Annotated in this window: 23 protein-coding genes; 17 read left to right on the forward strand and 6 right to left on the reverse strand. The window is 64.9% G+C overall.

Annotated elements, in window-relative coordinates; translation table 11 throughout:
* Positions 1 to 14: 14 nt before the first annotated feature.
* Positions 15 to 1352: a plastocyanin/azurin family copper-binding protein gene (locus NGM29_RS14140; RefSeq protein WP_254156987.1), complete on the forward strand. Its 1338-nt coding sequence runs from the start codon at positions 15 to 17 to the stop codon at positions 1350 to 1352.
* A 168-nt stretch (positions 1353 to 1520) separates the two neighbouring features.
* Positions 1521 to 2933, forward strand: coding sequence for a sulfite oxidase (locus tag NGM29_RS14145; protein WP_254156988.1), 1413 nt, complete (start codon positions 1521 to 1523; stop codon positions 2931 to 2933).
* 21 nt (positions 2934 to 2954) lie between these two features.
* Here NGM29_RS14145 and NGM29_RS14150 read toward each other — a convergent pair whose 3' ends face one another.
* Complete coding sequence (locus tag NGM29_RS14150; protein ID WP_254156989.1) at positions 2955 to 3518, reverse strand: FKBP-type peptidyl-prolyl cis-trans isomerase; 564 nt, start codon at positions 3516 to 3518, stop codon at positions 2955 to 2957.
* A gap of 228 nt (positions 3519 to 3746) precedes the next feature.
* Here NGM29_RS14150 and NGM29_RS14155 point away from each other — a divergent pair, with 228 nt between their 5' ends.
* The gene (locus tag NGM29_RS14155; RefSeq protein WP_254156990.1) at positions 3747 to 4088 is read left to right on the forward strand and encodes a hypothetical protein; all 342 of its coding nucleotides are present in this window, start codon (positions 3747 to 3749) and stop codon (positions 4086 to 4088) included.
* A gap of 66 nt (positions 4089 to 4154) precedes the next feature.
* On the opposite strand, the gene NGM29_RS14160 is transcribed toward NGM29_RS14155, so the two are convergent.
* Positions 4155 to 4556, reverse strand: coding sequence for a winged helix-turn-helix transcriptional regulator (locus tag NGM29_RS14160; protein ID WP_254156991.1), 402 nt, complete (start codon positions 4554 to 4556; stop codon positions 4155 to 4157).
* A 239-nt stretch (positions 4557 to 4795) separates the two neighbouring features.
* On the opposite strand from NGM29_RS14160, the gene NGM29_RS14165 reads away from it, so the two are divergent.
* From NGM29_RS14165 to NGM29_RS14200, 8 genes are all read left to right on the forward strand, one after another.
* Positions 4796 to 5413 carry a flavin reductase family protein gene (locus NGM29_RS14165; RefSeq protein WP_254156992.1) on the forward strand — a complete coding sequence of 206 codons (618 nt, stop codon included), beginning with the start codon at positions 4796 to 4798 and terminating at the stop codon, positions 5411 to 5413.
* Positions 5414 to 5492: 79 nt separating this feature from the next.
* On the forward strand, positions 5493 to 6041 hold the full coding sequence (locus NGM29_RS14170) for a hypothetical protein (protein WP_254156994.1): 549 nt from the start codon (positions 5493 to 5495) through the stop codon (positions 6039 to 6041).
* Between the two features lie 144 nt (positions 6042 to 6185).
* Positions 6186 to 7097 (forward strand): ABC transporter ATP-binding protein, encoded by a 912-nt coding sequence (locus NGM29_RS14175; RefSeq protein WP_254156996.1) that lies wholly within the window; start codon positions 6186 to 6188, stop codon positions 7095 to 7097.
* A gap of 50 nt (positions 7098 to 7147) precedes the next feature.
* Positions 7148 to 9106 (forward strand): PrsW family glutamic-type intramembrane protease, encoded by a 1959-nt coding sequence (locus NGM29_RS14180; RefSeq protein WP_425499264.1) that lies wholly within the window; start codon positions 7148 to 7150, stop codon positions 9104 to 9106.
* A complete protein-coding gene (locus tag NGM29_RS14185; RefSeq protein ID WP_254156999.1) occupies positions 9096 to 10268 on the forward strand; it encodes an ABC transporter permease in 1173 nt (390 codons plus the stop codon). Before NGM29_RS14180 ends, NGM29_RS14185 begins: the two co-directional genes overlap by 11 nt.
* A gap of 83 nt (positions 10269 to 10351) precedes the next feature.
* Complete coding sequence (locus NGM29_RS14190; protein WP_254157001.1) at positions 10352 to 12844, forward strand: penicillin acylase family protein; 2493 nt, start codon at positions 10352 to 10354, stop codon at positions 12842 to 12844.
* Entirely contained in the window at positions 12841 to 13206 is a 366-nt protein-coding gene (locus NGM29_RS14195; protein ID WP_254157002.1) for a hypothetical protein, read from the forward strand. Before NGM29_RS14190 ends, NGM29_RS14195 begins: the two co-directional genes overlap by 4 nt.
* A 39-nt stretch (positions 13207 to 13245) precedes the next feature.
* Positions 13246 to 14220, forward strand: coding sequence for an aldo/keto reductase (locus NGM29_RS14200; RefSeq protein WP_254157003.1), 975 nt, complete (start codon positions 13246 to 13248; stop codon positions 14218 to 14220).
* Between the two features lie 21 nt (positions 14221 to 14241).
* Here the strand turns inward: NGM29_RS14200 and NGM29_RS14205 are convergent, their stop codons facing one another.
* Entirely contained in the window at positions 14242 to 14919 is a 678-nt protein-coding gene (locus tag NGM29_RS14205; RefSeq protein ID WP_254157004.1) for a TIGR00266 family protein, read from the reverse strand.
* A 42-nt stretch (positions 14920 to 14961) separates the two neighbouring features.
* Positions 14962 to 15660, reverse strand: coding sequence for a thiaminase II (tenA, locus tag NGM29_RS14210; RefSeq protein WP_254157005.1), 699 nt, complete (start codon positions 15658 to 15660; stop codon positions 14962 to 14964).
* A 134-nt stretch (positions 15661 to 15794) separates the two neighbouring features.
* On the opposite strand from tenA, the gene NGM29_RS14215 reads away from it, so the two are divergent.
* Positions 15795 to 16355, forward strand: a complete 561-nt coding sequence (locus NGM29_RS14215) for a hypothetical protein (protein WP_254157006.1) — start codon at positions 15795 to 15797, stop codon at positions 16353 to 16355.
* A 150-nt stretch (positions 16356 to 16505) separates the two neighbouring features.
* Here NGM29_RS14215 and NGM29_RS14220 read toward each other — a convergent pair whose 3' ends face one another.
* The gene (locus NGM29_RS14220; RefSeq protein ID WP_254157007.1) at positions 16506 to 17165 is read right to left on the reverse strand and encodes a glycerophosphodiester phosphodiesterase; all 660 of its coding nucleotides are present in this window, start codon (positions 17163 to 17165) and stop codon (positions 16506 to 16508) included.
* 189 nt (positions 17166 to 17354) lie between these two features.
* On the opposite strand from NGM29_RS14220, the gene NGM29_RS14225 reads away from it, so the two are divergent.
* From NGM29_RS14225 to NGM29_RS14245, 5 genes are all read left to right on the forward strand, one after another.
* A complete protein-coding gene (locus NGM29_RS14225) occupies positions 17355 to 18068 on the forward strand; it encodes an SDR family oxidoreductase (RefSeq protein ID WP_254157009.1) in 714 nt (237 codons plus the stop codon).
* 204 nt (positions 18069 to 18272) lie between these two features.
* Entirely contained in the window at positions 18273 to 19406 is a 1134-nt protein-coding gene (locus NGM29_RS14230) for a branched-chain amino acid ABC transporter permease (RefSeq protein WP_254157011.1), read from the forward strand.
* Entirely contained in the window at positions 19403 to 20734 is a 1332-nt protein-coding gene (locus NGM29_RS14235; protein WP_254157013.1) for a branched-chain amino acid ABC transporter permease, read from the forward strand. The genes NGM29_RS14230 and NGM29_RS14235 overlap by 4 nt, the downstream gene beginning before the upstream one ends.
* Positions 20727 to 21578 (forward strand): ABC transporter ATP-binding protein, encoded by an 852-nt coding sequence (locus NGM29_RS14240; protein ID WP_254157015.1) that lies wholly within the window; start codon positions 20727 to 20729, stop codon positions 21576 to 21578. The genes NGM29_RS14235 and NGM29_RS14240 overlap by 8 nt, the downstream gene beginning before the upstream one ends.
* A complete protein-coding gene (locus tag NGM29_RS14245) occupies positions 21575 to 22423 on the forward strand; it encodes an ABC transporter ATP-binding protein (protein ID WP_425499154.1) in 849 nt (282 codons plus the stop codon). Before NGM29_RS14240 ends, NGM29_RS14245 begins: the two co-directional genes overlap by 4 nt.
* A gap of 172 nt (positions 22424 to 22595) precedes the next feature.
* Here NGM29_RS14245 and NGM29_RS14250 read toward each other — a convergent pair whose 3' ends face one another.
* Positions 22596 to 23927: an ABC transporter substrate-binding protein gene (locus NGM29_RS14250; RefSeq protein WP_254157017.1), complete on the reverse strand. Its 1332-nt coding sequence runs from the start codon at positions 23925 to 23927 to the stop codon at positions 22596 to 22598.
* Positions 23928 to 24045 lie beyond the last annotated feature (118 nt).

The raw sequence follows: 24045 nt of genomic DNA on the forward strand, positions 1-24045 counted from the left end.
TAGATTGGATTCACATGAGCGACCCGAACACCCGACGGCGTTTTCTGCGCCACCTCGGAGCGGGCAGCGCCCTGACCGCAGCCCTGGCCGGCGAGGTCAGTGGGGCGGTCGGCAATCGATTCCAGGACGAGGGAGACGGTGATGGAACGGAGGACGAAGGCGAAGGCGAAGACGATGGAGACGGCGACGAACGGGACGAAACCGACGGCGAAGACGACTCGAGCGACGACCCCGCCGTGACGCAGGTCGTCGCCGGTCCCGACGGCGCCTGGCGGTTCGAACCCGAGGACTTCGACATCGGTCTCGGGGAGGCGGTCGAGTGGACGTTCGCCAGCGCGGGCCACAACGTCTCCTCCCTTCCCGGGGCGTCGGACCGAAATCGAAACCCGCCGAATGCGGAGCCGTTCGCCTCCTACGAGGACGACGCCCACTTTTCGGTCGCTCAGGAGGGGAGCACGTTCCGCCACGTCTTCACCACCCCCGGCGAGTACGAGTACGTCTGCGTCCCCCACGAAAACACGATGGTCGGTACCGTCGAGGTCGATGCCTGCGCGGACGAAACGGTCGTCGTCGCCCCCGACGGCAACCGTCGATTCGAACCCGACGCGCTCGAAGTCGGACTCGGGGACACGGTGGAGTGGCAGTTCGAGGAAGAGGGGCACAACGTGACTGCGCACCCGGAGGCTTCCGACAATACGTCGGTGCCGGAAGGGGCCGAGCCGTTCGCCTCCTACGAACTATTGAGCGGCGAGGGCGAGGATGATAGAGGAGGCGAAGACGAGGCTGAAGGGGACGAAGAGGACGAGGGCTCCGAGGTCGACCACGAGGCCACCCGCGAGGCCGACGAAACGTTCGCTCATGCGTTCGAGACCCCCGGGACGTACGAGTACGTCTGCGCAATCCACGACAAGGAAATGGTCGGTACCGTCGAGGTCCTGGACGAGCCGGACGTGACCGTCACCGTCGCGCCGGACGGTGATCTCGCGTTCGATCCGGCATCGCTCTCGCTCGAGGTCGGCGATGTCGTCCGCTGGACGTTCGAGGAGGAGGGACACAACGTTAGCGCCCACCCGGAGGCGTCCGCCAACGCGTCGGTGCCTGAGGGGGCCGAGCCGTTCGCCTCCTACGACCTCTCGTCCGGTGCGGACGAAAACGGAGATGGAGAGGGCGAAACCGACGAAATCGATCACGAGGCCACCCGCGAGAGCGTGGATACCTACGACCATCGGTTCGTCGCCGTCGGGCAGTACGAGTACGTCTGTGCGATCCACGACGAGGAGATGGTCGGCGCGGTCGAGGTCGAACGGTGTAGTGACGGGGACGACGAGTCGAACGAAGAGACCGACGACTAACCGTTTTCTCGGTCTCGAGCGACGGTTCGTTCCAATCTCGAGGGGTCAGGAGCCGGTCAATCCGCACGATTCTCTATTGGAGTGATCGGTAGACGTTTTATCGAGCGGGGAACGATACGGCAGGATTATGTTAGCTATATCGCCACCTGTGGTGTGCGTGTTTCTGTCATGCAGAGGCAATCAACGAGCGGCGAGGACGAGCGGTCGGGCGAGACCGGGCGACGACGACGGCAGTTGCTCGACCGGCGAAAGTTCATGATGGCATCGGGCGCGCTCGCCGGATTGAGCGTAACCGGGTCAGCAGTAGCGAAACAGGAGCAAGAGGAATCGGAGTCCGACGAGGGTGAGGGCGACGGCGGACCCGAACGGGGGACGCCCGAGTACCTGGAGGAGCACTATCCAGGATTGCGCATCTACTCACCGGATCCGGAGAACGCGGAGGCGGCGGCCCGCGAGACCTACACGAGTTACCTCACGCCGAAGGAGGAACACTACATCCGGAACCATTACCTGTCGCCCCAGATCGACGCGGAGGAGTGGGAAATCGAACTCCGACTGGGCGAGGAGACTGTCTCGCTGTCGATGGAAGACCTCAAGCGGGAGTACTCGACCGAGTCGGTGGCCCACACGATGCAGTGTTCGGGCAACGGTCGATCCTATTTCGACCCCGAGGTGGCGGGCAACCCCTGGACCTTCGGGGCGGTCGGCAACACCATCTGGACCGGTGCGCCGGTCAGCGAGATCCTCGAGGCCCACGACGCCGACACGAGCGATGGGAAGTGGCTGATGGCTGCCGGCGGGGATCACCCGGAAGGCGAACGAATCTTCGCGCGCTCCATCCCGATGCAGAAGGTGATGGACGACTGCCTGCTCACCTACGAGATGGACGGAGAGCCGTTGAGCGCCGAACACGGCCACCCCGTTCGGCTCCTCGTCCCCGGCTGGATGGGGAATAACAACGTCAAGTGGCTCCGCGAACTTGAGGTCATGGACATGATGATGATCGGCGAGGAGTGGGAGCAGTACCTCCACTGGCAGCAGAACTCCTACCGGATCATCCCCGAGGGCGAGGAGGCCGAGCACAACGAGACGATCGACGAGTTCGACACCTGGGCACAGATGGAAGCAGCCGCGAACGGCGAACTCGACCACCTGCCGTACATCTACGACCAGGTCGTCAAGTCGATCATCGGCTATCCCGGCGAGGAATCGACGGTGTCGCCGCGCGCCCAGGACGGCAGCGTCGAGGTGCTCGGTGTCGCCTGGGCCGGCGACGACCGCGTCGAGTCCGTGGAAGTTTCCACCGACGGTGGTGAGAGCTGGGAGGAAGCGGAGTTCTTCGGCCCCGACCTCGGCCCTGGCGGCTGGCGACAGTTCCGCTACCTCTGGGAGGCCGAGGCGGGCGAGCACGTCCTGTACTCGCGGGCGACCGACGAGAACGGGTACACGCAGTTCGGGCCGATCTCAGACCCAGGCGCAGGACTCGAGGCCATCTCCGACGACCAGTTCCCCTGGAATCAGGACGGATACGCCTGTAACGCCTACGAACCGCACGGAGTGACGGTGACCGTCGAGGAGTGATCGCTTCTCGAGAGCGAAGCGTCAATCCGCCTTCTCCTGGTCTGCGTCAATCTCGTTTGGGCTCGAGAGCGGGCGCTCGTCAGCGAGGAGTTCGTCCGTCGCTCCCGTCGAATCGTCGCTCACCGCCAGCACGTGGAGGTCGCACTCGATGGTCGTTCCGGCGAGTTCGTGGTTGAAGTCCACGACGGCCCGTCCGTCGTCCTCGACCGCCTGAATCCATCCGGTTCGGCCGTTGTCGTCGCGAACGAGTGTGCCGGGTTCGAGCGCCGACGGATCCGACGTCAGCGTTTCAGCGGGCACCTCGAGCACGCGCTCCTCGCTGTAGGCCCCGAACGCCTCCCCGGGCTCGAGTTCGACGGTTCGTCGCTCGCCGACGGCCATCGCCTGGAGCGCGCGGTCGATGCCCGGGAGGATCTTGCCCTCGCCCACCCTGACCTCGAGTGGCTTGTAGTCGCGGTGATCGTGGTAGATACCTTCCTCGAGGGCGACGTCGACGTCGGTCGTGTCGAAAACCTCGCCTGCGGCGTCCCCCTCGGCGATGCGGCCGGTGAAGTGAATCGCGGCGACGCGTCCGGGAGCTACCATGGGTCGAAAAGTGAGTGATGAGTCATCGTTCGTGTGTGAGCGTACCGCACGTCTCCCACTCGCGGCGCCATCAATCATTTTGTCAACACCCGTGACCGACTCGATTGCCGACTCGTGGTTCGTCGGTAACCAGCGGAAGGACAGACAAGACGGGACCGACGTAGCGTTCATAGAACCGTTGAACACGCAAGGGTCATGCCAATTTTTCGAACCGGTGAATTTTCCTCCATGACGGACTACGACTATCACGAACCCGACTTCTCGGGAACGACGACCGAGGACTGGGACGACCCCCAGCTAGAAGACTTCGACACCGACGGCCTGGACGAGGTAGCGGACCACTTCATCCTCTCGTCGTCGGGCTTTCCGCCGGAGAACTTCACCGACCTCAAACTCCCCGTGGTCGATCCCGACGGAAATCTGAACAAGAACGCTCTCGCCACGGCGAAAAGCGGCGGCCGCGGCGTCGGCGCAGTCGAAGACCTGGACGACGAGGCGGCGGACGAGATCACGGACCTGATCGACGACCTGGCTAACGAGCACTTCGACGACGCCGATTTCGGGGAGTGACTCGTACGTCTCCGGCAGAACGCAGTCACGGTCGCGGTCGCAGAGAACGTCGCAATCGCGAGAGGCCTACTCGTCTCCGGATGCCGACTCCTCGAGCCAGCTGCCTGCCCAGCACTCGATCTCATCGAAGACCGGTTCGAGCGAGCGGCCCTTCGGCGTCAAACTGTAGTAGGTCGCGATCGGCGCGTCCTCCTCGAGCCGCCGGTCGACGAACCCAAGTTCGCCCAGGTCCTCGAGCACCCGCGAGAGCGTCCTGGCATTGGCGTCAGTGGCGCGTTTGAGTTCGTTGAAGCGGTACTCGCCCTTCTGGAGTTCGTGGAGGACGGCGAGTCGCCACTGTGAACCGATCTGCTCGATCGAATCGATGACGGGGCACGGAGAGTCGTCGGGTTCGGATCCGACGGCGACGTCGCCGTCAGTGGACGTTTCGGCGCGGTCGACCTCGAGTGGAGTGGATTCGGATGACATCGTGGGTATCTATTTTTCCTTCGTCTCGAAAGCCTATAGCAGTTCGGTATCGTACCAGCTAACACGAGGCAATCACTAACGATGATAGCCGGCCCAACCGAGCCATCGACGACGGAACTGCACCACGTCACTGACAGCTGTATCGATGTTGAAACTACGAAGGCATTTTGCGAGGACGTTCCTGGGAGTAGTTTCGTCGATCCGCGAAACGAGAACCGCGACGGAGGCGCTGATCAACCATGATCGATTCCACGACGTCAACCGACGCGATCGAAATCGACGTCGACGAACGGGAAGGGTCGCTCTATCGGGTCCTCTCGAGCGCGGTCGTCCCGCGCCCGATTGCGTGGGTTAGTACCCGAAGTGAAGCCGGCGTCGACAACCTGGCCCCCTACAGCTTTTTCACCGTCGCCTCGGTCGAGCCGCCGGTCGTCGTCTTCGCGCCGGTCGACGGTGCGGACGGCCCTAAGGACACGCCGCGGAACGTTCGCGACACCGGCGAATTCGTCGTTAACCTCGTGACCGAGGACCTCGTTGAAGCGATGAACGAAACCAGCGCCACCCTCGAGGCCGGCGACAACGAGTTCGAGTACGCCAGTCTCGAGCGCGCCGAGTCGACCGTCGTCGCGCCGCCGCGAGTCGCGGATTCGAAGGTTGCCCTCGAGTGCACCCGCAGAGACCTGCTCGACGTTGGCGGGTCCACGCTCGTCCTCGGCGACGTTCGCTACGTCCACCTCGACGAGGAGGTGACGACCGATGGGAAAATCGACGTATCGAACGTCGACGCCGTCGGACGATTGGCCGGGAGCTGGTACGCGCAAACCGACGAACGATTCTCGCTCGAGCGTCCATCGTAGCCGGGCTCGACAGATTCGAGCCTTGCGAACGACCCTGGAAGAAAGTTTTTCGACGTGACGAGGACAACCCCCGAGCACAGTGAGCGACCGACGAGAGGATGCCTCCGGTGAGAACCCGGCGACTACCGGGGAGATGACTCCTCGAGCGGAGCCGTTGCCGCTCGTCGACGTCCTCGAGACGGTCGCCGTCGGCGCCGCGCCGCCGCTGGCGCTGGGGCTGTTCGCGTTGCTGGTTCCGTCAGTACCGGTCGGCCAGGCGGTCTTCGTCGGCGTCCTGTTCGGCGCGATTCTCGCGTCGTACCGACGAGGGATCGAGGCCGTCCGAGCCGAAAATGGGGACGGGATAAAACGTCGTCTTCGCGTCCCCGACGCCGACGACCCCCAGGGCAACGGATCCGCGCTACTCGCTCACCTGGCCGCTCGAGTCGAGGGCACCGTCCTCGAGTGGGTCATCGTCGGGGCCGTAGGAGCGATTGGACTCGCTTCCGCCGTCGAGCTCGCCACCGTCGGGTTCGAACGGGTTGCCCCTCGAGTGCTCCTGTTCGGCCTGCTGTGTGGTCCGGCGGCCCTGTTCGCGGTCGTGGTGCGATTGGGGGCGCCGAATAGACAGGGCGAGGACCAGAGATAGGCATAGGGTTAGTGGGATAGGGATAGGGGCAGGGCAGGGGTAGCCACCGCGTGAGACGCCCTCGCGCTGCACGATTTGCGCTCGCTCGAATCACGACCGGCCGCTAGCCTTTTCTGCGGGGTCTCCTTCTATCGATACAATTGAATGATCGACGTTGCTGATCTACGCAAGGAGTACGGCGGGTTCGTCGCCGTCGACGGCAGTTCGTTCTCGATCGGTCGCGGCGAGGTGTTCGGCGTCGTCGGTCACAACGGCGCCGGCAAGACTACGACGCTGAAGATGCTCGCGGGGTTGATCGAACCGACCGACGGAACCGCGGTGGTGGCCGGACACCCCGCCGGATCGTCGGCGATGCAGCGCCGTCTGGGCTTCCTCCCCGAGGAGTCGCCGCTGTACGAGGAGATGACGCCCATCTCCTACCTCGAGTTCTTCGCGGACCTCTACGACGTGCCGGACGACGTGGCGAGCGAGCGCATCACCGCCCTACTGGATCGCCTCGACCTCGAGCACCGCGACCGAAACCTGGGCAATATGTCGAAGGGGATGAAGCGCAAGGTCGCCATCGCACGCGCGCTGGTCAACGACCCCGACGTACTCATCTTCGACGAACCCGCATCCGGGCTCGATCCTCTGACCACGAACGCCATCCTCGAGTTCACGCGGGAACTCAGCGAGGAGGGGAAGACGGTCGTCTTTAGCGCGCACAACCTCTTTCACGTCGAGAGCGTCTGTGATCGCCTCGTCATCATGGCCGACGGCGAGATCGTCGCTCGCGGGACCATCGAGGACATCCGCTCGACCTACGGCGGGACGAGTTACCAGGTCTTCGTCTCCACGGACGGAGAGGAGGTGGTGGGAAGCGACGCGATCGCCGCCCCGGTAGCCGAGATCGCCCGCGAAAACGGTGGCCTGCGATACGTAGTTCGGAACATGGACGGCGTCGACGCCGTCCGCGACGCTGTGGAGGCGGCCGGCGGTTCCGTCACCGACATCCAGACGAAGACGCCGAGTCTCGAGGAGATCTTCCTCGAGGTGGCCGGGGAGGCGGCCGCGTGACGGCTGGCCCCTACTCGAGTGACGTCCAAGCCGCCGGTTCGACCGACTCGATGGGTTCTGCCGATTCGACTGGCTCGACCAACTCGTCCGATTCGTCCGATTCGACCGACTCGACGTCGAGAGCGGACGCCGCTCGCGGCTTCGTCCACCGAACCGCCCGAATCGCCCGCTGGGAAGTCTCCCGGAGCGCCAGCACGGTCGACCGGAAGACCGTCCTGATCGTCCTCGCGCTCGCCCTCGTCGTCGGTGCAGTGGGTTTCGCGACCATGGACGAGGGCGTCGGCCTCGAGGACGGGCTCTACACCGTGGCCGTCGACGAGGAGAGCCCCTACCACGCGGTCGCCGTCGAGAATCCGACGTTCACGGCCGTCGAGCCGGGTACCGAGGCCGACGTGCACGTATACCGCGGCGACGTGATCGATCCCGGCCGGGCACAGACCTCGAAAGAGAGGGCCGCCTACGCCGCGTTCGCCGACGCCGTCGAGACGTACAACGAGGAGCGAATGTACGCAGAGGACGACCAGACCGCCGCGTTTCCCGTCAGTGTGACCTTGACCTACCAGCAGCGATCCGGCCCTAATTCAGTGAGCGGCGGGGACGGCTCGAGCGATGGCGGACCGATCGATTCCATCGGCGATGGCTCGAGCGATGGCGGACCGATCGATTCCAGCGGCGATGGCTCGAGCGACGGTGGATCGACCGGATCCAGCGGCGGTTCGACAGACGGTGGTGACGGCTCGAGTGGCGACGGCTCGAGCCACGGTGACGGCGGCGCTCCTGCGGACTCGAGCGGCGGATCTGGTTCAGGCATCAGCGTGCCGGAGTTCGGCGGCGGTTCGATCGAGGAGTCGAGCCAGCCCCAGACCCCGGGCTCGATCACGCCGCCGTTTCCCTTCCGGTCGCTCGTGCTCGCGTTCCTGTTCGTCGTCCCGATGAACTTCGTGATCCAGTCCTACGGGAGCACGATCATGGACGAACGGATCAAGCGCCGCGGCGAACTGTTGCTGGTCTCGCCCGCCTCGCGATACGAAATTGTCGCCGGGAAGACGCTCCCCTACCTGCTGGGACTCCTGGGAATTGTCGTCGCCATCGCGTACGGGATCGAGGGGAGCTGGCTGTCGGTCGCCGCCGTCGTCCCCGTCGCATTGGCCTTTCTCGCGGCCACGTTCGTCGGGGCGATGTTCGCCCGCTCGTTCAAGGAACTCACGTTCGTCACGGTGACGGTTTCGGTGGTGCTGACGACCTACGCGTTCGTGCCGGCGATCTTCACGAACGTCACGCCGATCTCGTTCATATCGCCGCTGACACTTGTCGTCCTGGATCTTCAGGGCGAGAGCGTTCGCCTCGGGGAGTACCTCTTCTCGACTGCACCGCTGTCTCTCGGCGCGCTCGTCCTCTTCGGCCTCGGCCTCGGGAGCTACCGCGAGGAGGACATGTTCACCCAGAAGCCGATCCCGTCGAAGGCGATCGACGCCGTCGCCGCCCACGTCCACGGGTACGCCAGCGTGCTCGCGATGCCGGTCGTCTTCATTCCGTTCGTCTTCGCCGGCCAGTTGCTTACCGTCGCGCTCGTCTTCGCGCTCCCGCAGACCGTGTCGCTCCCGATCGTCTTCCTCGTCGCCGCGCTCCTCGAGGAACTCGCCAAGAGCCTACACGTCTACGCGGGCTACGCCCACTCGCGGTTCGAGGCGTCCGTCCGAACCGCCGTCGTCCTCGGGGCGCTCTCGGGACTCGGCTTCTTCCTGGGCGAGAAGCTCACCCACGCCGTCCAGTTCGTCGGGCTTCCTAACCTGCTCGAGGGACAGGCCGCGTTCGGTCCCTCGCTGTCCGGTGCCCCCGTTGCTGTGGTGGTCGCCGTCTTCCTCGCACCGCTGGCGTTGCACGCCGTGACGGCGATTATCGGGGCGATTGGCGCCAGCCGAGGCCGGACCGCGTACGCACTCGGCCTCACTGCCGCGACGCTCGTTCACGCGATCTACAACCTCGGGGTGATCGCGCTTGTCGCGTGAGCCTCGAGCGGACGACCGAACAACCGAGAGCGAGCGCGGGAACGGGCACGTCCGCGGGCCCGAAGACGAGCGTGGACAGGAGAGCCACCGCGAGCCCGAGCACACGGAATCGACTCTGCACGCTCGACTCGCCATCGTCCGCCGCGAGTGGCGCTCCCTGCGCTCGGAGAAGACCATCGTACTCGCGCTGGCCATCCAACTCGTCATCGCCGGCTTCTCGGGCTTCCTGGTCGTCGGCCTCGTCTCGCTGTACGACCCCGGCGCGGTCGACGGTCAAGAGATGACCGTCGCGCTCACCGGCGACGACAGGGACGCCCTGCTCGAGGTCGTCCACGATCGAGAGGCCATCGAACCGCGGCTCTACGACGACCGCGGGGCCGCCTACGCGGACTTCGATCGGCGAGCGGTCGCCGTCGTCGTCGAGACCAACCGCCTCGAAAACGGCCGGCTCTCGATCGTGGTCACGGCGCCCGACGAGGGGATCGGGACGACACTGTTGATCTCGGAACTGCAGGAGACGTTCCGCACGGTTGAGTTCGAAGAACGGCAGGCGAACGCCGACCGTCTCGAGTCGCCACCCCTGTCCGTGCCTACGACGAGCGCGACCCCGTACTTCGGGTTCACCTACACCGTTCTGGTGCCGCTCCTGTTGTTCCTGCCGGTGTTCATCAGCGGCTCGATCGCTGTCGATTCGCTGATCGAGGAGCGCCAGCGCGGCACGTTAGAGTTGCTCCGGGTGGCGCCGTTGTCGTTCCCGGACGTGATCGACGCGAAACTCGTCGCGACGGCCAGCCTGGCCCCGCTACAGGGACTCGCTTGGCTCCTCCTGCTCGCGTTCAACGGAACGGCGATCGCCAACCCGGCGGCGCTGATCGTCTTCGTCGCCGCGTTGGCGTTGCTCATCGTCGCGCTCGGAATGGGTGTGGCGCTGTACGCCCCGGATCGACGCCAGGCGCAGTTGCTCTACTCGGCGGGCATCGTCGGCCTCCTGGTCGTCACGTCACTGTTGCCGGAACATCCCGCGAACACGGTTGCGAAACTGGCCATCGGGAGCGAGACGACGACGACCTGGCTCCTGTTCCCCGGCTACGTCGTGGCCGGTCTCGGGGCGTACCTGTTGCTCCAGTGGGGGCTCGAGCGGGTCGATCAGGCGGCTCTCTAAGGGGACTCGGAGTCGGCGCGCCCGCCGACCCTCCACCGCCGCGACCCGAGTAGTTATACGCTATCCCCCGAATGTCATCGGCCGTGAACGAAGAAATCACCCGCCGGGGTGCACTCGCTGCGGGTGTCCTCGCGGGCGTCGCCGGCCTCTCGCTCTCGTCTGCGAGCGACCTCCTCGAGCAGTTCGCGCCGCTCTCGGGGTCCGCCTGGAACGCGGCCGATCGGGAACGCCCAGAACGCGTCGAGAGTCCCTACGGCGACGCGACTGTTCGAATCGACGACGAGGGCGTCCCCCACGTCGAGGCGGACGACGAGCGGGCGGCGTACTTCGCCGTCGGCCACCTCCACGGGTTCGACCGCGGCTTCCAGCTCGACCTCCAGCGTCGCCAGATGCGGGGCGAACTGTCGGCCGTCGTCGGTGAGACGACCCTCGAGAGCGACGAGTTCCACGTCCGGATGGACTTCGCCGGGGCCGCCGAGGCGACCTGGAACGCCCTCGAGGGGACCCACGCCGGGTCGCTCATCGAGGCCTACGCCGACGGCGTGAACGCGGCGCTCGAGGGCACGACGCTCCCGCTCGAGTTCGAACTGCTCGAGTTTGAGCCGGACCCGTGGGTGCCCGCCGACACGCTCTTGATGGAGAAACAGATCGCATGGACGCTCACGGGGAACTTCAGCGCTCTTCGGGGACGCGTGCTCGAGGACCGGCTCGATCCGGCGATTCTCGAGGCGCTGTTCCCCGAGCGGATGGACCACGACACGCCGGTGCTGCGAACGGACCCGGAGCACGTCGATAATCTGGGAGAACTCCGGGGCGTCCGTACCGGCGAGGACGGTTCGGAAGACGATGCAGCCGACGCCGGCGACGAGAACGAGGGGACGACCGACGTCCACGACTCGAGTCCCTCCTCCCTGGCGACCTGGCTCTCGCGATTCGAGTCGCCGCTCGGCGTCGGCTCGAACAGCTGGGTGGTCTCGGGCGAGCACACCGAGAACGGGACGCCCATCGTCGCGAACGACCCGCACCTCCAGTTGATGACGCCGCCGCTGTGGTACGAACAGCACGTCGAGACCCCGGAGACCTCGGTTCGCGGAGTGACGTTCCCGGGCGTCCCCTTCGTCATCATCGGCGCCAACGAGGTCGCCGGCTGGGGCTTCACGAACGTCGGCGCGGACGTCCTCGACTGCTACACCTACGAGATAGACGACGAGAACGAGCGCTACCGCTACCGTGGCGAGTGGCGCGAGTTCGAGACCGAGGAACGCGAGATCGCCGTCTCGGGCGGCGAGAATCGAACGGTCACCACCAGGAAGACCGTCCACGGCCCCCTGCTCGAGCGCGAGGGCGAGACGGTTGGCGTCGCCTGGACGGGACTCAGCGCGACCCGGACGACCGAAGCCGTCTACGACCTGACGGTCAGCGAGGGCGTCGACGACGCGCTCGAGGCCGCCAGCCGGTTCGACGTGCCGACCCAGAATCTCGTGTACGCGGACGCGGACGGACGGACACTGTACGTCGCCGTGGGCCAGTTGCCGATCCGCAGGGAGGGCGACGGCTCGAGCGGCGAGCCGATCGCGGACAACCGCGTTTTCGACGGCACCGCGGGCGAGGGCAAGTGGACGGGGTACGAACCCTACGGCGTTTCCGACTGGGAAGCCGGCGGGTTCGTGCCATTCGAGGAACATCCCGCGGCGATCGAGCCCGACTTGTTGGCGACGGCAAATCAGCGGACCGCGGACGATACGGAGCACTACGTCGGAACCGCCTACGCGATGCCCTATCGTGGTCGGCGGATCTACGACGTGCTCGATGCCGCAGCCGACGAAGGCACGGCAACCAACCTCGCCTTCCATCGAGACCTCCAGACCGACCGTCGCGACGAGCGCGCCGTCGACACGATTCCCGATCTACTCGAGGCCGGAACTGCGGCACTCAAGGACGGGACGGTCGACGATTCCGACCAATTCGAGGACGCCATCGAGACGCTCGAGGACTGGGGTCCGGAGTACGAGATGGTGCGCGACTCCCGCAGAGCCCTGCTGTTCGCCCGCTGGTTCGAGCACCTCCGAGCAGAGGTCCTGGAGCCGATCTTCGACCCCGCCGACCTCGGTTCCGAGTACTACCCGAACGACTGGATCGTCGCGACGCTGCCAGCCGAGAGCCCGGTTTTCGAGGACCGCTCGCGGGAGACGATTCTCGTCGAGACGCTCGAGACGACCCTCGAGGAACTCGAGGCCGAAGGGTGGGACACCTACGGCGACTGGAATACCACCGGGCCCGTCGGGCACCCCTTCGGCAGCGAGGCGCCGTTTCTCAGTTACGACGAGCGACCGACCGACGGCTCTCGGACGACGGTCGACAACTACCGCGTCGAGAGCGCCGTCGGCGCCAGCTGGCGGATGGTGGTCGAACCCGGGGCCGAAGCCTGGGCGATCCTCCCCGGCGGAAATTCAGGTGACTACTTCTCGCCTCACTACGACGACCAGTTCGAGCGGTGGGCCGACGGCGAGTACAAGCCGATGGACCTCGAGGCCGCCGGCGAGACGGCGACGCGGTTCGAGGGGGTGGACCGATGACGACTCGCGAAGGCGGGAACGGGGCGTCAACGACGGCACGAGCGACACTGACTCGCATTCGAACCGAGCGCCCGCTTCACCTCCTCGCCCTGCTAATCTCCGTGGGCCTCGGGCTCGCCCTCTCGTGGCTCCACTGGATCGGCCTCGTCGTTGGCGGCGTCCTCGTGGGTCTCGTCGCGCGCAACCTGCCGAAGGCGCTCGGCTACGGCCTCGGATTCGGCCTCGTCGTGCTCGTCGTCTTCGCGTTCGTGCTTGGTAGTGGTCGAGGCCCAGCGCTCGAGATGGCACCCGCCATCTACCTCACCGTCGGTGCGGCACTCGGACTCCCCATACTTGGGTCGCTGGCTCGAGGCATCGTCTGAAACGGGTGGATATTTGGCTCCGACGGTCGATCATCCCGCATGGAGTACACGACCCTCGGCTCGACCGGCATGGAAGTCAGTCGGCTCTGTCTGGGCTGTATGAGCTTCGGCTCGAGCGACTGGCGACCGTGGGTGCTCGACGAAGAGGAGAGCCACGAGATCATCGAACGAGCGACCGACCTCGGGATTACCTTCTTCGACACGGCGAACATGTACTCGCGAGGAGAATCCGAGCGGATTCTCGGGAACGCGCTCAAGGGCCACCGCGACCGGTCGGTCGTCGCCACGAAGTGCTACTTCCAGATGGACGAGGACGACCCGAACTCGGGCGGACTCTCGCGGAAGGCCATCGAGCAGGAACTGGCGGCCAGCCTCGACAGGCTGGGGATGGACACGATCGATCTCTACCAGATCCACCGCTGGGACGAGGACACGCCGATCGAGGAGACCCTCCGGACACTCGACGACGCCGTCCGGCGAAACCAGGTTCGGTACCTGGGCGCCTCCTCGATGTGGGCCCACCAGTTCGCGGACGCGTTGCACGCGAGCGAGCGACTGGGCCTCGAGCGGTTCGTCACGATGCAGAACCACTACAATCTCGTCTACCGCGAGGAGGAGCGAGAGATGCTACCGCTGTGTCAGAAGCAGGGCGTCGGCGTCCTCCCCTGGTCGCCGCTGGCTCGCGGCTACCTGACCCGACCGGACGAACGGGTGGATGCGACGACCCGCGGCGACGCCGAGGAACAGCTGTACGCCCACCCGTACCGCGAGGGCGGCGGCCGTGAGATCAACGAACGCGTCGAGGAACTGGCCGAAGGGAAGGGCCTCACGATGGCCCAGGTGTCGCTGGCGTGGCTCCTCCACCAGGAGTGGGTCGACGCGCCAATCGTCGGCACGACGAGCGTCGAGCACCTGGAGCAGGCCGTCGAGGCGCTCGACGTCTCGCTCTCGCGTTCGGACCTCGAGTACCTCGAGGAACCGTACGAGCCCGCTCGCGTGTCCGGTCACGACTGAACAGGCTCGAGTCGACGTCAGTCAGTTGTCGCTGGTCGGCAACTGCGGGATCAGCCACGACAGGAAGGCGTCCTGGCTTCGCGACTGGAGCCAGAGGGTTCCCGGCCCCTCGAACGTACAGACCAGCCCCTCGCCGCTGAACAGCGTCGACTTGAGTCCACCCACGCGGTCGACCGAGAACTCGAGGCTCTCCTCGAAGGCGACGATGTGGCCGGTGTCGACCACGTATCGCTCCCCGGGCTCGATGGTCTTCTCCTCGATGGCGCCGTAGCTCGAGAGGAATGTCGGGCCGGTACCCGAAAGTTTGAGCAGGAAGAGCCCCTCGCCACCGAAGAGCGTCTTACCCCCGCCGAACTGCGTGTCGACACTGATCGAGTCGTCGGCCGCGAGGTAGGATCCAGACTGGACGTAGAGCGTCTCGTCGGTCAGGTCGTGTCGAACGATGTCACCCGGAATTGGAGGAGCGAACGTTATGTGCCCGAGTTCGCGAGCCGTGAAGCTGTTCTGGAAGAACGACTCCCCACCGAGGACCTTCCGTTTGACAGAGCCGAGCAGGCTGTCGTTGCCGCGAGAGGTCACGATATCGATGCCGTCCGTGTGCGATACCATCGCTCCCGCTTCCGCCATGATCGACTCGCCGGTCTCGAGGTCTACCTGTAGCAGTGCAAAGGACGGTCGATGGGCGATCGAGTGCTTCATTGATCTGCACATTCATTTCAGACACGATATGTGTTTCCTGCGTTACGAAGAGTCCACGCGGTTTCGTCCCTCCATTGCTCGCGACAGGTCCCAGTCTTCCTGCTGGTAGGCCATCTCCCAGAACCGGTACTCGAGTTTCGCGCTCGTCAGGAACACGCGTTCCATCGCCTCGCGTTCGCCCGGATACCGTTCGCCACAGCGGTCGACGAACGCACGCATCCAGACGACCGAGTCGTGAAACTCGTTGCTCGTGTACTTCTCGATGAACGGCGTGTAGCGGTGTTCCTCAGTCGCGAGTTCGTCCATATGGTCCGCGATGTCGAGGTAGCCCTGGCCGCAAGGGTAGATCGCGGCGGCAATTTCGGCGATCGACCCCTCGTAGGCCGTCCGGAGGAGGAAGTTCGTGTATGCGACGCACGTCGGCGCCTTCTCGGTGGCCTCGAGGTCCGCCTGCGAGAGGCCGTACTCCTCGGCGAACGAGCGGTGTAACTCGAGTTCGTCGTCCAGAATCGAGTGAGCGACCGAAAGCAAATGCGCCCGCGTGTCGGGGTCTCGAGCCTTCGATCCCGCGATCGAGAACGTTCGCGCGTAATCGAGCAAGTATCGGTAGTCCTGGCGAACCCACGTGCGGAACGCCTCGTCAGCGAGCGTTCCCGCTGCAAGTTCCCTCACGAAGGGGTGAGTCTGCTGGGCCTCCCAGATCGGCGTGCCGGTCTCGAGTAGCTGGTCGCTAAACGCCATCGTAGGGAACTCCGTGCTGCACCGAGATATACATTAGTGGTATTAGTTGGTGGTGTCAAGATACCTCTCTAGTCGGTGAAAACCCAGTCGGCCACAATACTTATGCCCTCGTTGTCGCAGGTGTCCAATCGTACATGTCGGGGGACGGGGGCGGGGACGAGAGTCCCACGGAAGGAGAGGCATTGTTCGATCTCGGAGCCGTCGTCGCGAGGCTCAGCGATCCGGACCCAGCGGTACGCGAACGGGGCGTGGCGACCGTGCGCCGAACCGTCGACAGGAATCCGTCGTCCTGCCTGCCGACGGTGCCGGTCCTCCGATCGATGCTCGGAGCGTCGACACCCGACGTCCACCGTGACGTCGCCTACTGCCTCGAGAAACTGGCCGCAGAGTCGCCCGACGACGTGGCCCCGTCGGTCCCGGCGGTCGTCGAGTTTCTCTCGAAATCGTCCAAATCGCTGGACGAGGAGACGACAAACCACCTCCTTGGGTGTCTGGAACGGGTCGCCGAGGAACGACCGAACGCGGTCGCCAGCCACGTGGAGACGGTCTCGGACAGATTGCCGGATTCTGGTCAGGAGAGACTGGGGGTCACCCTCGAGTCGGACGCCAGCAGCGAACGCGAGGACGAGGTATCGAACGACGAACCCGCCTCGAGCGCCGCCCCCGAGCACGTGGTGAACTTTCACGTCAAGTAGTCCGGAGTTGGGCAGTGTGCCTCTCGAGAACGGAGCGTTCAGACGGTGCTGTCATGGGAAGTCGCGCGACGCTGCCGTCACTGGGAGCCGTGCAAGCGGTGCCATCTCGGAAATATATTCGATGCCGTCATCACGGACCCGAATTGACGGCTACAGATTCAGCGGTCGATCGGCGGAGATACAATCGACGCCGCGGTATCCCAGTGCTCGAGCGAGAAGTTCGTGTTCGATCGACCAGGCGTGAACCTCGAGGCCGAGTGCCTTCGCTCGCGGCACCAGCCGGGTGAACAGACAGCGCCAGTAGTTCGCCCCGATAACGTCGCAGTCGAGTTCGATGGCAGTCGTCACCGGATGTTCGAGGTGGCGACTAGCCAGGAGGCCGGTCGGCTGGTCGGGATCGAGTTCGCGCACTCGTCGGAGCTCGGGGTGGAGAAACGAGGTCGTCACGACCCGGTTTTCGACTCCCTCGAGCGCCTCGAGTACGTCCGCGGCGATGCCGAGTTCCTTCATCTCGAGGTTGACCTCGAGCGACGGTGGCAACGCCTCGAGGACCTCTTCGAGCGTCGGAATCGTGTCCTCGGAGTCCAGAACGGTGAGCGCTCGCAGTTCCTCGAGGGGTCGATCCGAGATGGCACCGGACTCGACGGTGACGCGCTCGAGCGTGTCGTCATGGAAGACGACGAGTTCGCCGGAGCCACACCGTCGAACGTCGAACTCGACGGCGTCGGCGTACTCCGCTGCCGATCGAATTGCGGTGATCGTATTTTCGGGGGCCGATCGGGCGAATCCGCGGTGAGCGATGAGTCGCATTGCCTGCGTGGACACACAGGACGAACGTGCTTGAAGTCTGCCCTGTCGGTTGGCGTCGTGGTCGTTTCGCACCGGAGTGTGATTTCGGTCGTTGCACCCTCGAGTGTGACCTTGGTCGATTCGCCCTCGAGTGCGATACCACTCTACGCGCCCTCTAGTTTGATTCGGCTGGGCGTGGATGGTTCGCTCATGTCGACACCGACACTCGAGTTCGACGGAACCGTCGCAGTCATCACGGGCGCCAGCGGTGCGCTCGGAAGCGCCGCAGTCGACCGCTTTCGGGACGCGGGCGCGACCGTCTGTGCCGTCGACGTCGTCGAACCCGACGACGAGGACGCCCAGCTCGACCTCGACGCGGATACCCACTTCTACCAGGCCGACCTTACGGACGAATCCGCCGTCGAGTCCCTCGTCGAGACGGTACTCGACAATCACGGTCGGATCGATCACCTGCTAAACGTCGCCGGGACCTGGCGCGGCGGGAACCACGTCGAGGAGACGCCGCTCGAGGAGTTCGAACTGCTGGTCGACGTCAATCTCAAGTCGGCGTTCCTGGCGTCGAAACACGCCCTTCCACACCTGCATGAGACCGAAGGTGCCATCGTGAGTGTGAGCGCCCGCTCTGGGCTCGAGGGTGGGTCGGGCGATGGTCCCTACCGGATCACCAAGGCGGGCGTGAAAATCCTGACCGAGACGCTAGCGGAGGAAAATCGCGGGACGGTCAGGGCGAACTGCGTCCTCCCCAGCGTGATCGATACGCCGGCCAACAGGGAGATGATGCCCGACGCGGATCACGACTCGTGGGTCGACCCGGCCGACATCGCCGCAGTCATGGCGTTTCTCTGTAGCGACGGCGCCTCGGTGACCAGCGGTGCGGCCGTTCCGGTGTACGGCGAGGCCTGACCGTTCGCGTTTCTCGAGACTCGAGTGAAGAGACCTTTTAAGCTTACTCGGAGCCGATCCGACCGTACGCGCAGGGCGGACCGAACGACGTGACATCAATTATCCGAACTGTTTTGCACCCCGACACTGTCTCGTGATATCGTACCACTGAGACCGAAGAGTTATTTATACCTGCACTCGCTTGGTTACGTGATAGCTTCACACATGGGAGGTTCAGAATCACTAACTTGGGGAGCCCGCATACGCGAGCAGCCGTTTCTGTTCGTGGCGATTCTTGCGGGGGTGTTGCTGGTGTTCGACCTGATAGCCAAACTCGCAGGGTTCGAAATACCGATAATCGGCGGGCGAACGTTCGGTGGGCAATTGACGTTCGGGCAATTTAGGGGGCTCGTCTGGAACGGTCTCGTCGTCGGCCTCATCTTCGGGCTCGCCGGCATCGGACTCTCGATGACGTACAGCATACTCAACTTCGCGAACTTTTCTCACGGTGACCTGGTGACGACTGGTGCGTTCACCGGCTGGGGGGCCGCGCTGCTCGTTGCCGGCTGGGGCGTTACTGACGCGGGCTACCTGCTGCTGGTACGACCTGTCTCCGGAGCGAACCCGAACGAGATCGGCGCCTCGATTGTCCAGGCCCCGCTCGGAATACTCCTTGGCGTTATCGTCGCGGCCGTCGCGACCGTGCTCGTCGCCGTCGTGATCGACCGCCTCGTCTACAGGCCGATGCGTGACCGTGGTGGCATCCCGCTGTTGATCGCCAGCATCGGGGCGGCACTGGCACTCCGGTACCTGATCCAGCTGGTTTACGGCGGCCGGAGTCGTGGGATCACCGCTCCGATTCAGGGCGACAACCCGGAGATTTTCGGCCTGGCGTTCGACCCCCATGAGGTCTCGCTAGTCGTCGTCGCGGTCGGACTGATGCTCGGCATGCACTTCATGCTCCAGCGGACGAAACTCGGCAAGGCGATGCGCGCGATGGCCGACAACAAGGACCTCGCGCTCGTCACCGGGATCCCGACCGAGCGCGTCGTCACCGCGACCTGGGTCATCGGCGGTGCGCTCGCCGGCGTCTCCGGCTACCTGTACGTCCTCGAGCGCGGTACAATCGAGTTCAACATCGGCTGGTTCCTCCTGCTGTTCATCTTCGCCGCGGTCATCCTCGGTGGGATTGGCTCGATCTACGGCGCCATCGCCGGCGGCTTCGTCATCGGGTTCGTCCACGAGATGTCGCTCATCTGGATTCCCTCGGACTTCAACGCCGCCGCGGCGTTCGTCATCATGATTCTGGTCCTGCTCTATCGACCGCAGGGCATCTTTGGCGGGGTGACGACCGCATGAGCGTCGAAACCGAGAGCGGACCGCCCGGAGCAGACGACGCCTCGAGCGGGGGCGACCCGTCGACCGTTCGCGAGGTGCTGGCCCGGGAACTGGCCGCGACCGACTTCCGGATCATCCTGGTCACGCTCCTCGGCGTGTACGCGCTGTTCGCCGTGTTCACGTTCCTGGGCGGCGGCGGTCTGAATACCCTCGGCTCGACGTGGGTGCAGCTCACGTTCTGGTTCGCGGCCTACGCCGTCCTCGCCCTGGCGTTGAACCTCCAGTGGGGGTACACGGGGCTGTTCAACATCGGTGTCGCGGGCTTCATGGCCGTCGGCGTCTACACGATGGCGATGCTCTCGACGTCGCCGGAGGCGATTTCGGGAATGGGGCTCGGCCTCCCGCTCGTCGTCGGTGTTATCGGTGGCATGACCGCCGCAGCGCTCGTCGGACTCATCGCCGCCGTCCCCGCGTTGCGACTTCGTGCGGACTACCTCGCCATCGTCACGCTCGGCCTCTCCGAAATCATCCGACTGACGGCCAACTCCAAGACGCTTTCTGACTGGACGATGGAGACGTTCGGGTTCGGAACCGGCGGCGGTAGCGGAACGGACCTCCCCGCTCGGCCGACCGACTCCCTGACCAACGAGTACCTCCTGCCGGTGGTCCAGGGCTCCGGTCTCGAGATCACCGATGCGGTCGTCAGACGGTTTATGTGGGTCCTCGCGATGATCGGCTTCGTCATCGTCATCTACTGGCTCCTCGCCAGAGTGGGGAACTCTCCGTTCGGACGAGTGCTGAAAGCAATCCGTGAGGACGAACTCGTGGCGCAATCGCTCGGGAAGGACACGCGGTGGTTCAAGATCAAGGTCTTCATGCTCGGGTGCGCGCTGATGGGACTGGGCGGCATCCTCTGGCAGGGTTCGCGAGGCTACGTCAGTCCGAACTCGTTCATGCCGATCGTCACCTTCTACGTGTTCATCGCCGTCATCGTCGGCGGGTCGGGTTCGAACACGGGAAGCGTGGTCGGGTCGATTCTCTTCGTCGGCCTCCTGTTCGAGGGGCCGCGAACGGTCGCGAGCCTCTTTTCCAATGCAGTCGAGCTCGGCGCGGTTCCCAGCACGTTCGCCGGGGCGGTCGAACCGCTTGCCGTCTTCAACTTCGCGCCGCTGCTCGCGTACCTGTTCGAAAACATCTCGGCGCTCCGGTTCGTGCTGCTCGGGATCGTTCTGATCCTCATCATGCAGTACCGCCCCGACGGCGTCCTCGGCCACCGCACCGAGTCGGCTGCGGCCATCGACCTGGGCCGAAACGGGTCGGCTCCCGCTAGAGGTGACGACAATGAGTGACGCGACCAGAACTGACACGGCGACGAAGGGGACCGAGACGCACGAATCGGCTGCGAGCGACGAAACCGCCGACGGCATCCCACTCCGCGTCGAGAACCTGCGAAAGACGTTCGGCGGCATCGTCGCCGTCGACGACGCGACCTTCGAGGTCGAGGCCGGATCGCTCACCGGACTCATCGGTCCGAACGGCGCCGGCAAATCGACGACGTTCAACTGCATCGCCGGCGCTCACGCACCCGACTCGGGCACGGTCACGTTCCAGGGCGAGAACATCACAGGTCTCCGCCCCGAACAGATCGCCAACCGGGGCCTCGTTCGGACGTTCCAGATCGCGCGCGAACTCGAGGAGATGACCGTCCTCGAGAACCTGATGCTCGCCCCGAAGGGACAACGCGGCGAATCGCTCTGGCGCTCGGTGACCCCGTTCGCCCGCGGCGAGGTCGTCGATCAGGAACTCGAGATTCGCGAGCGAGTCTGGGAGATGCTCGAGTTCTTCGAGATCGACCACATCGCCCACCACGAGGCCGGAACGCTCTCTGGCGGCCAGCGAAAGCTCCTCGAGATGGCCCGGGCGTTGATGACCGACCCGGACATGGTGTTGCTCGACGAACCGCTCGCGGGCGTCAACCCGACGCTCGAGGAGAAGTTGCTCGAGCGGATTCACGAACTGCGCGGGCAGGGGTACACGTTCCTGCTCGTCGAGCACGACATGGACGTCATCATGGAGAACTGCGAGCACGTCATCGTGATGCACCAGGGGTCGGTGCTGGCCGAGGGTGAACCGGAAGCGGTGCAGCAAAACGAACGCGTGATCCAGGCGTACCTGGGGGAGATGGACGTATGAGTGCCGATCAGCCAGAGTCACAGACACAGACGGCCGAAACCGAGGCGAACCGATCGACCGAACCGACGGCGGGTGGCGAAAGCGATAGCGATGGCGACGGGGTCTCCGCGCTCCGGGACCCGCTGGCGACCGTCCCCGAGGAGACCATCCTCACCGTGCGCGACCTCGACGCCGGCTACGGCGACCTGCAGATTCTGACCGACGTCGACCTCGACGTCGGCGAGGGCGAGTACGTGACCATCGTCGGCCCGAACGGCGCCGGCAAGTCGACGGTCATGAAGTCGGTGTTCGGCCTGACGACCTACATGGGCGGCTCGATCACCTTCCAGGACGAAGAGATTCACCCTCTCGATCCCGAGGATATCATCCACAAGGGCATCAGCTACGTCCCCCAGAACGAGAACATCTTCGGGACGCTCACGGTCGAGGAGAACCTCGAGATGGGTGCGTACATTCTCGACTCGGTGCCCGAGGATCGACTCGAGGCCGTCTACGAACGGTTCCCGGTGCTTCGAGAGCGCAAGGACCAGAAGGCCGGAACGATGTCCGGCGGGCAGCGACAGATGGTCGCGATGGGACGGGCGCTGATGCTCGACCCCGACCTGCTGCTGCTAGACGAACCGTCGGCCGGCCTCGCCCCCGACCTGGTCCAGGACATGTTCGACCGGATCGACCGGATCAACGACGACGGGACGGCAATCTTGATGGTCGAGCAGAACGCCAAAACCGCGCTCAGGCGCTGTGATCGAGGCTACGTGCTCGCCCAGGGTGAAAACAGCTACACGGACACCGGAGACCGGTTGCTGGCCGACGACGAGGTGCGCCAGCAGTTCCTCGGCGGGTGAGCGGGACCGACTCGACGAGTACGCTTTTTTGCCGTCGTTCGACAGCCTGGACGTGACGCTCGAGTCCTCCGTGCCGTCTCGTGTCGCCGTCGTGTCGTCAGGCCGACGTGGACTCGAGACGCGAGGCTCAAAGGTGATCGAGCGTCAAAAAATCGACGGCGACCGATCGGCCTTATTCGGCCTCGTAGTCGATCGTATCCTGCACCTCGAGACCGCCGCCCTGGTAGCGCATGACGTCGTACGAGGCGCTCACCACGTCGCCGTTCTCGTCGAAGTCGACGGGCGAAGACGCGCCAACGTAGTTAATCTCCTCGCCACCGGCAACTGCAGCGGCGGCGTCGGCGAGTTCGCTCGGACCGTACTCGGTTCCTTCGGGGTTCGCGACCTCGGGGATGGCGTCACGAATCGCCGTGCCGTCAGCCTCGTCGCCACCCACGGCGACCGTCGCGAGGGTGATGACGGCCGCGGCGTCGTAGGCCTGTCCGTTGAAGACGCCGGGTTCGGAGCCGAATTCCTCCTCGTAGCGGTCCGCGAAGAAGTCCGCACCCGGGCCAGCCGAACTCGGTGCGGTACCCCAGACGTCTTCCATGTCGTTTCCGACCTCGCCGGGCAACGTGTCGTCGATGAGGCCGTCGGGGACGATGACCTGTCCGTCCCAGTCGGACGCGTAGTCGCTGTAGTAATCCCGGAAAAGCGTGATGCCGGACTGGGGGAAGCCGACGACCATTAGCACGTCCGGTTCGCCGCTGAGGGCGTCCCCGAGCTGTGAACTGTAGGTCGACTGCTCGGCTTCGAAGGACACCTGGTTGGTGACCTCGCCGCCGGCTTCCTCGAACGCGGAGGCGTACGAGGACTCGAGCGCCTGTCCGTAGTCGTCGTTCAGATAGAGCGTCGCGGTCGAACTTCCCTCCATCTGGTTCATCACGACGTCGGACATGACGGGGCCCTGCAGCGCGTCGCTCGGACACGTCCGGAAGATGTACCCGTCGTCCTCGAGGTCCGTCACCGCGGGGGAGGTCGACGCCGGCGAGATGCCGACGACCTGATTTGGGATAAAGGCGCTGCGAGTGACCTGCATATTAACGTTCGAGGCTGCGGGACCGACGACGGCCGGCATACCGGCGTCGACGAGGTTCTGGGCGGCCGACTGCCCGGCGGAGGGCTGAGTCTCCGTGTCCCCCGTCTGGACGTCGAACTCAAGGCTGCCCGAAAGCTGGCTTTCGACCAGCAGCGCTCCGTCCCGGATCGGTCCGCCGAGGCTCCCCAGGTCACCCGTTTCGGGCATCAGTACGCCGTATCTGACCGTTCCGCTGTAGTCGATCTCGGCGCCGCCGTTGCCGTCGTCAGTGTCGTTGCCGTTTCCGTTGCCAGTGTCGTTGCCGTTGCCACCGTTACCACCGTTGCCATCGCCGTTCCCCTGGGCATCGAGGCAACCAGCAACACCGAGTGCACCTGCTACACCGATACCGGTTAGCACCTTCCGTCTTGGTAGCTTCTGTACCATGTTCCTTGATATCGCGGGGGATACAAAGACTTTATGCGTGTAATTGATCATGTCCCGATATTTTACTCCCCCATCGTGGTAATACCGTTCTCGAGGGGAGGTCGACGCGTCCAGTTTT

The organism is Natronosalvus rutilus (assembly GCF_024204665.1).
Taxonomy (GTDB): Archaea; Halobacteriota; Halobacteria; order Halobacteriales; family Natrialbaceae; genus Natronosalvus; species Natronosalvus rutilus.

Excerpts from the sequence above, each read along its gene's own strand:
- NGM29_RS14180 (WP_425499264.1), top strand. The coding sequence starts at position 7,148 with ATGGGTTCTGCCGATTCGACTGGCTCGACCAACTCGTCCGATTCGTCC.
- NGM29_RS14155 (WP_254156990.1), top strand. The coding sequence starts at position 3,747 with ATGACGGACTACGACTATCACGAACCCGACTTCTCGGGAACGACGACC.
- NGM29_RS14195 (WP_254157002.1), top strand. The coding sequence starts at position 12,841 with ATGACGACTCGCGAAGGCGGGAACGGGGCGTCAACGACGGCACGAGCG.
- NGM29_RS14235 (WP_254157013.1), top strand. The coding sequence starts at position 19,403 with ATGAGCGTCGAAACCGAGAGCGGACCGCCCGGAGCAGACGACGCCTCG.
- NGM29_RS14215 (WP_254157006.1), top strand. The coding sequence starts at position 15,795 with ATGTCGGGGGACGGGGGCGGGGACGAGAGTCCCACGGAAGGAGAGGCA.
- NGM29_RS14245 (WP_425499154.1), top strand. The coding sequence starts at position 21,575 with ATGAGTGCCGATCAGCCAGAGTCACAGACACAGACGGCCGAAACCGAG.
- NGM29_RS14145 (WP_254156988.1), top strand. The coding sequence starts at position 1,521 with ATGCAGAGGCAATCAACGAGCGGCGAGGACGAGCGGTCGGGCGAGACC.
- NGM29_RS14225 (WP_254157009.1), top strand. The coding sequence starts at position 17,355 with ATGTCGACACCGACACTCGAGTTCGACGGAACCGTCGCAGTCATCACG.
- NGM29_RS14160 (WP_254156991.1), bottom strand. The coding sequence starts at position 4,556 with ATGTCATCCGAATCCACTCCACTCGAGGTCGACCGCGCCGAAACGTCC.
- NGM29_RS14240 (WP_254157015.1), top strand. The coding sequence starts at position 20,727 with ATGAGTGACGCGACCAGAACTGACACGGCGACGAAGGGGACCGAGACG.
- NGM29_RS14250 (WP_254157017.1), bottom strand. The coding sequence starts at position 23,927 with ATGGTACAGAAGCTACCAAGACGGAAGGTGCTAACCGGTATCGGTGTA.
- NGM29_RS14205 (WP_254157004.1), bottom strand. The coding sequence starts at position 14,919 with ATGAAGCACTCGATCGCCCATCGACCGTCCTTTGCACTGCTACAGGTA.
- NGM29_RS14165 (WP_254156992.1), top strand. The coding sequence starts at position 4,796 with ATGATCGATTCCACGACGTCAACCGACGCGATCGAAATCGACGTCGAC.
- NGM29_RS14220 (WP_254157007.1), bottom strand. The coding sequence starts at position 17,165 with ATGCGACTCATCGCTCACCGCGGATTCGCCCGATCGGCCCCCGAAAAT.
- NGM29_RS14230 (WP_254157011.1), top strand. The coding sequence starts at position 18,273 with ATGGGAGGTTCAGAATCACTAACTTGGGGAGCCCGCATACGCGAGCAG.
- tenA (WP_254157005.1), bottom strand. The coding sequence starts at position 15,660 with ATGGCGTTTAGCGACCAGCTACTCGAGACCGGCACGCCGATCTGGGAG.
- NGM29_RS14200 (WP_254157003.1), top strand. The coding sequence starts at position 13,246 with ATGGAGTACACGACCCTCGGCTCGACCGGCATGGAAGTCAGTCGGCTC.
- NGM29_RS14175 (WP_254156996.1), top strand. The coding sequence starts at position 6,186 with ATGATCGACGTTGCTGATCTACGCAAGGAGTACGGCGGGTTCGTCGCC.
- NGM29_RS14150 (WP_254156989.1), bottom strand. The coding sequence starts at position 3,518 with ATGGTAGCTCCCGGACGCGTCGCCGCGATTCACTTCACCGGCCGCATC.
- NGM29_RS14140 (WP_254156987.1), top strand. The coding sequence starts at position 15 with ATGAGCGACCCGAACACCCGACGGCGTTTTCTGCGCCACCTCGGAGCG.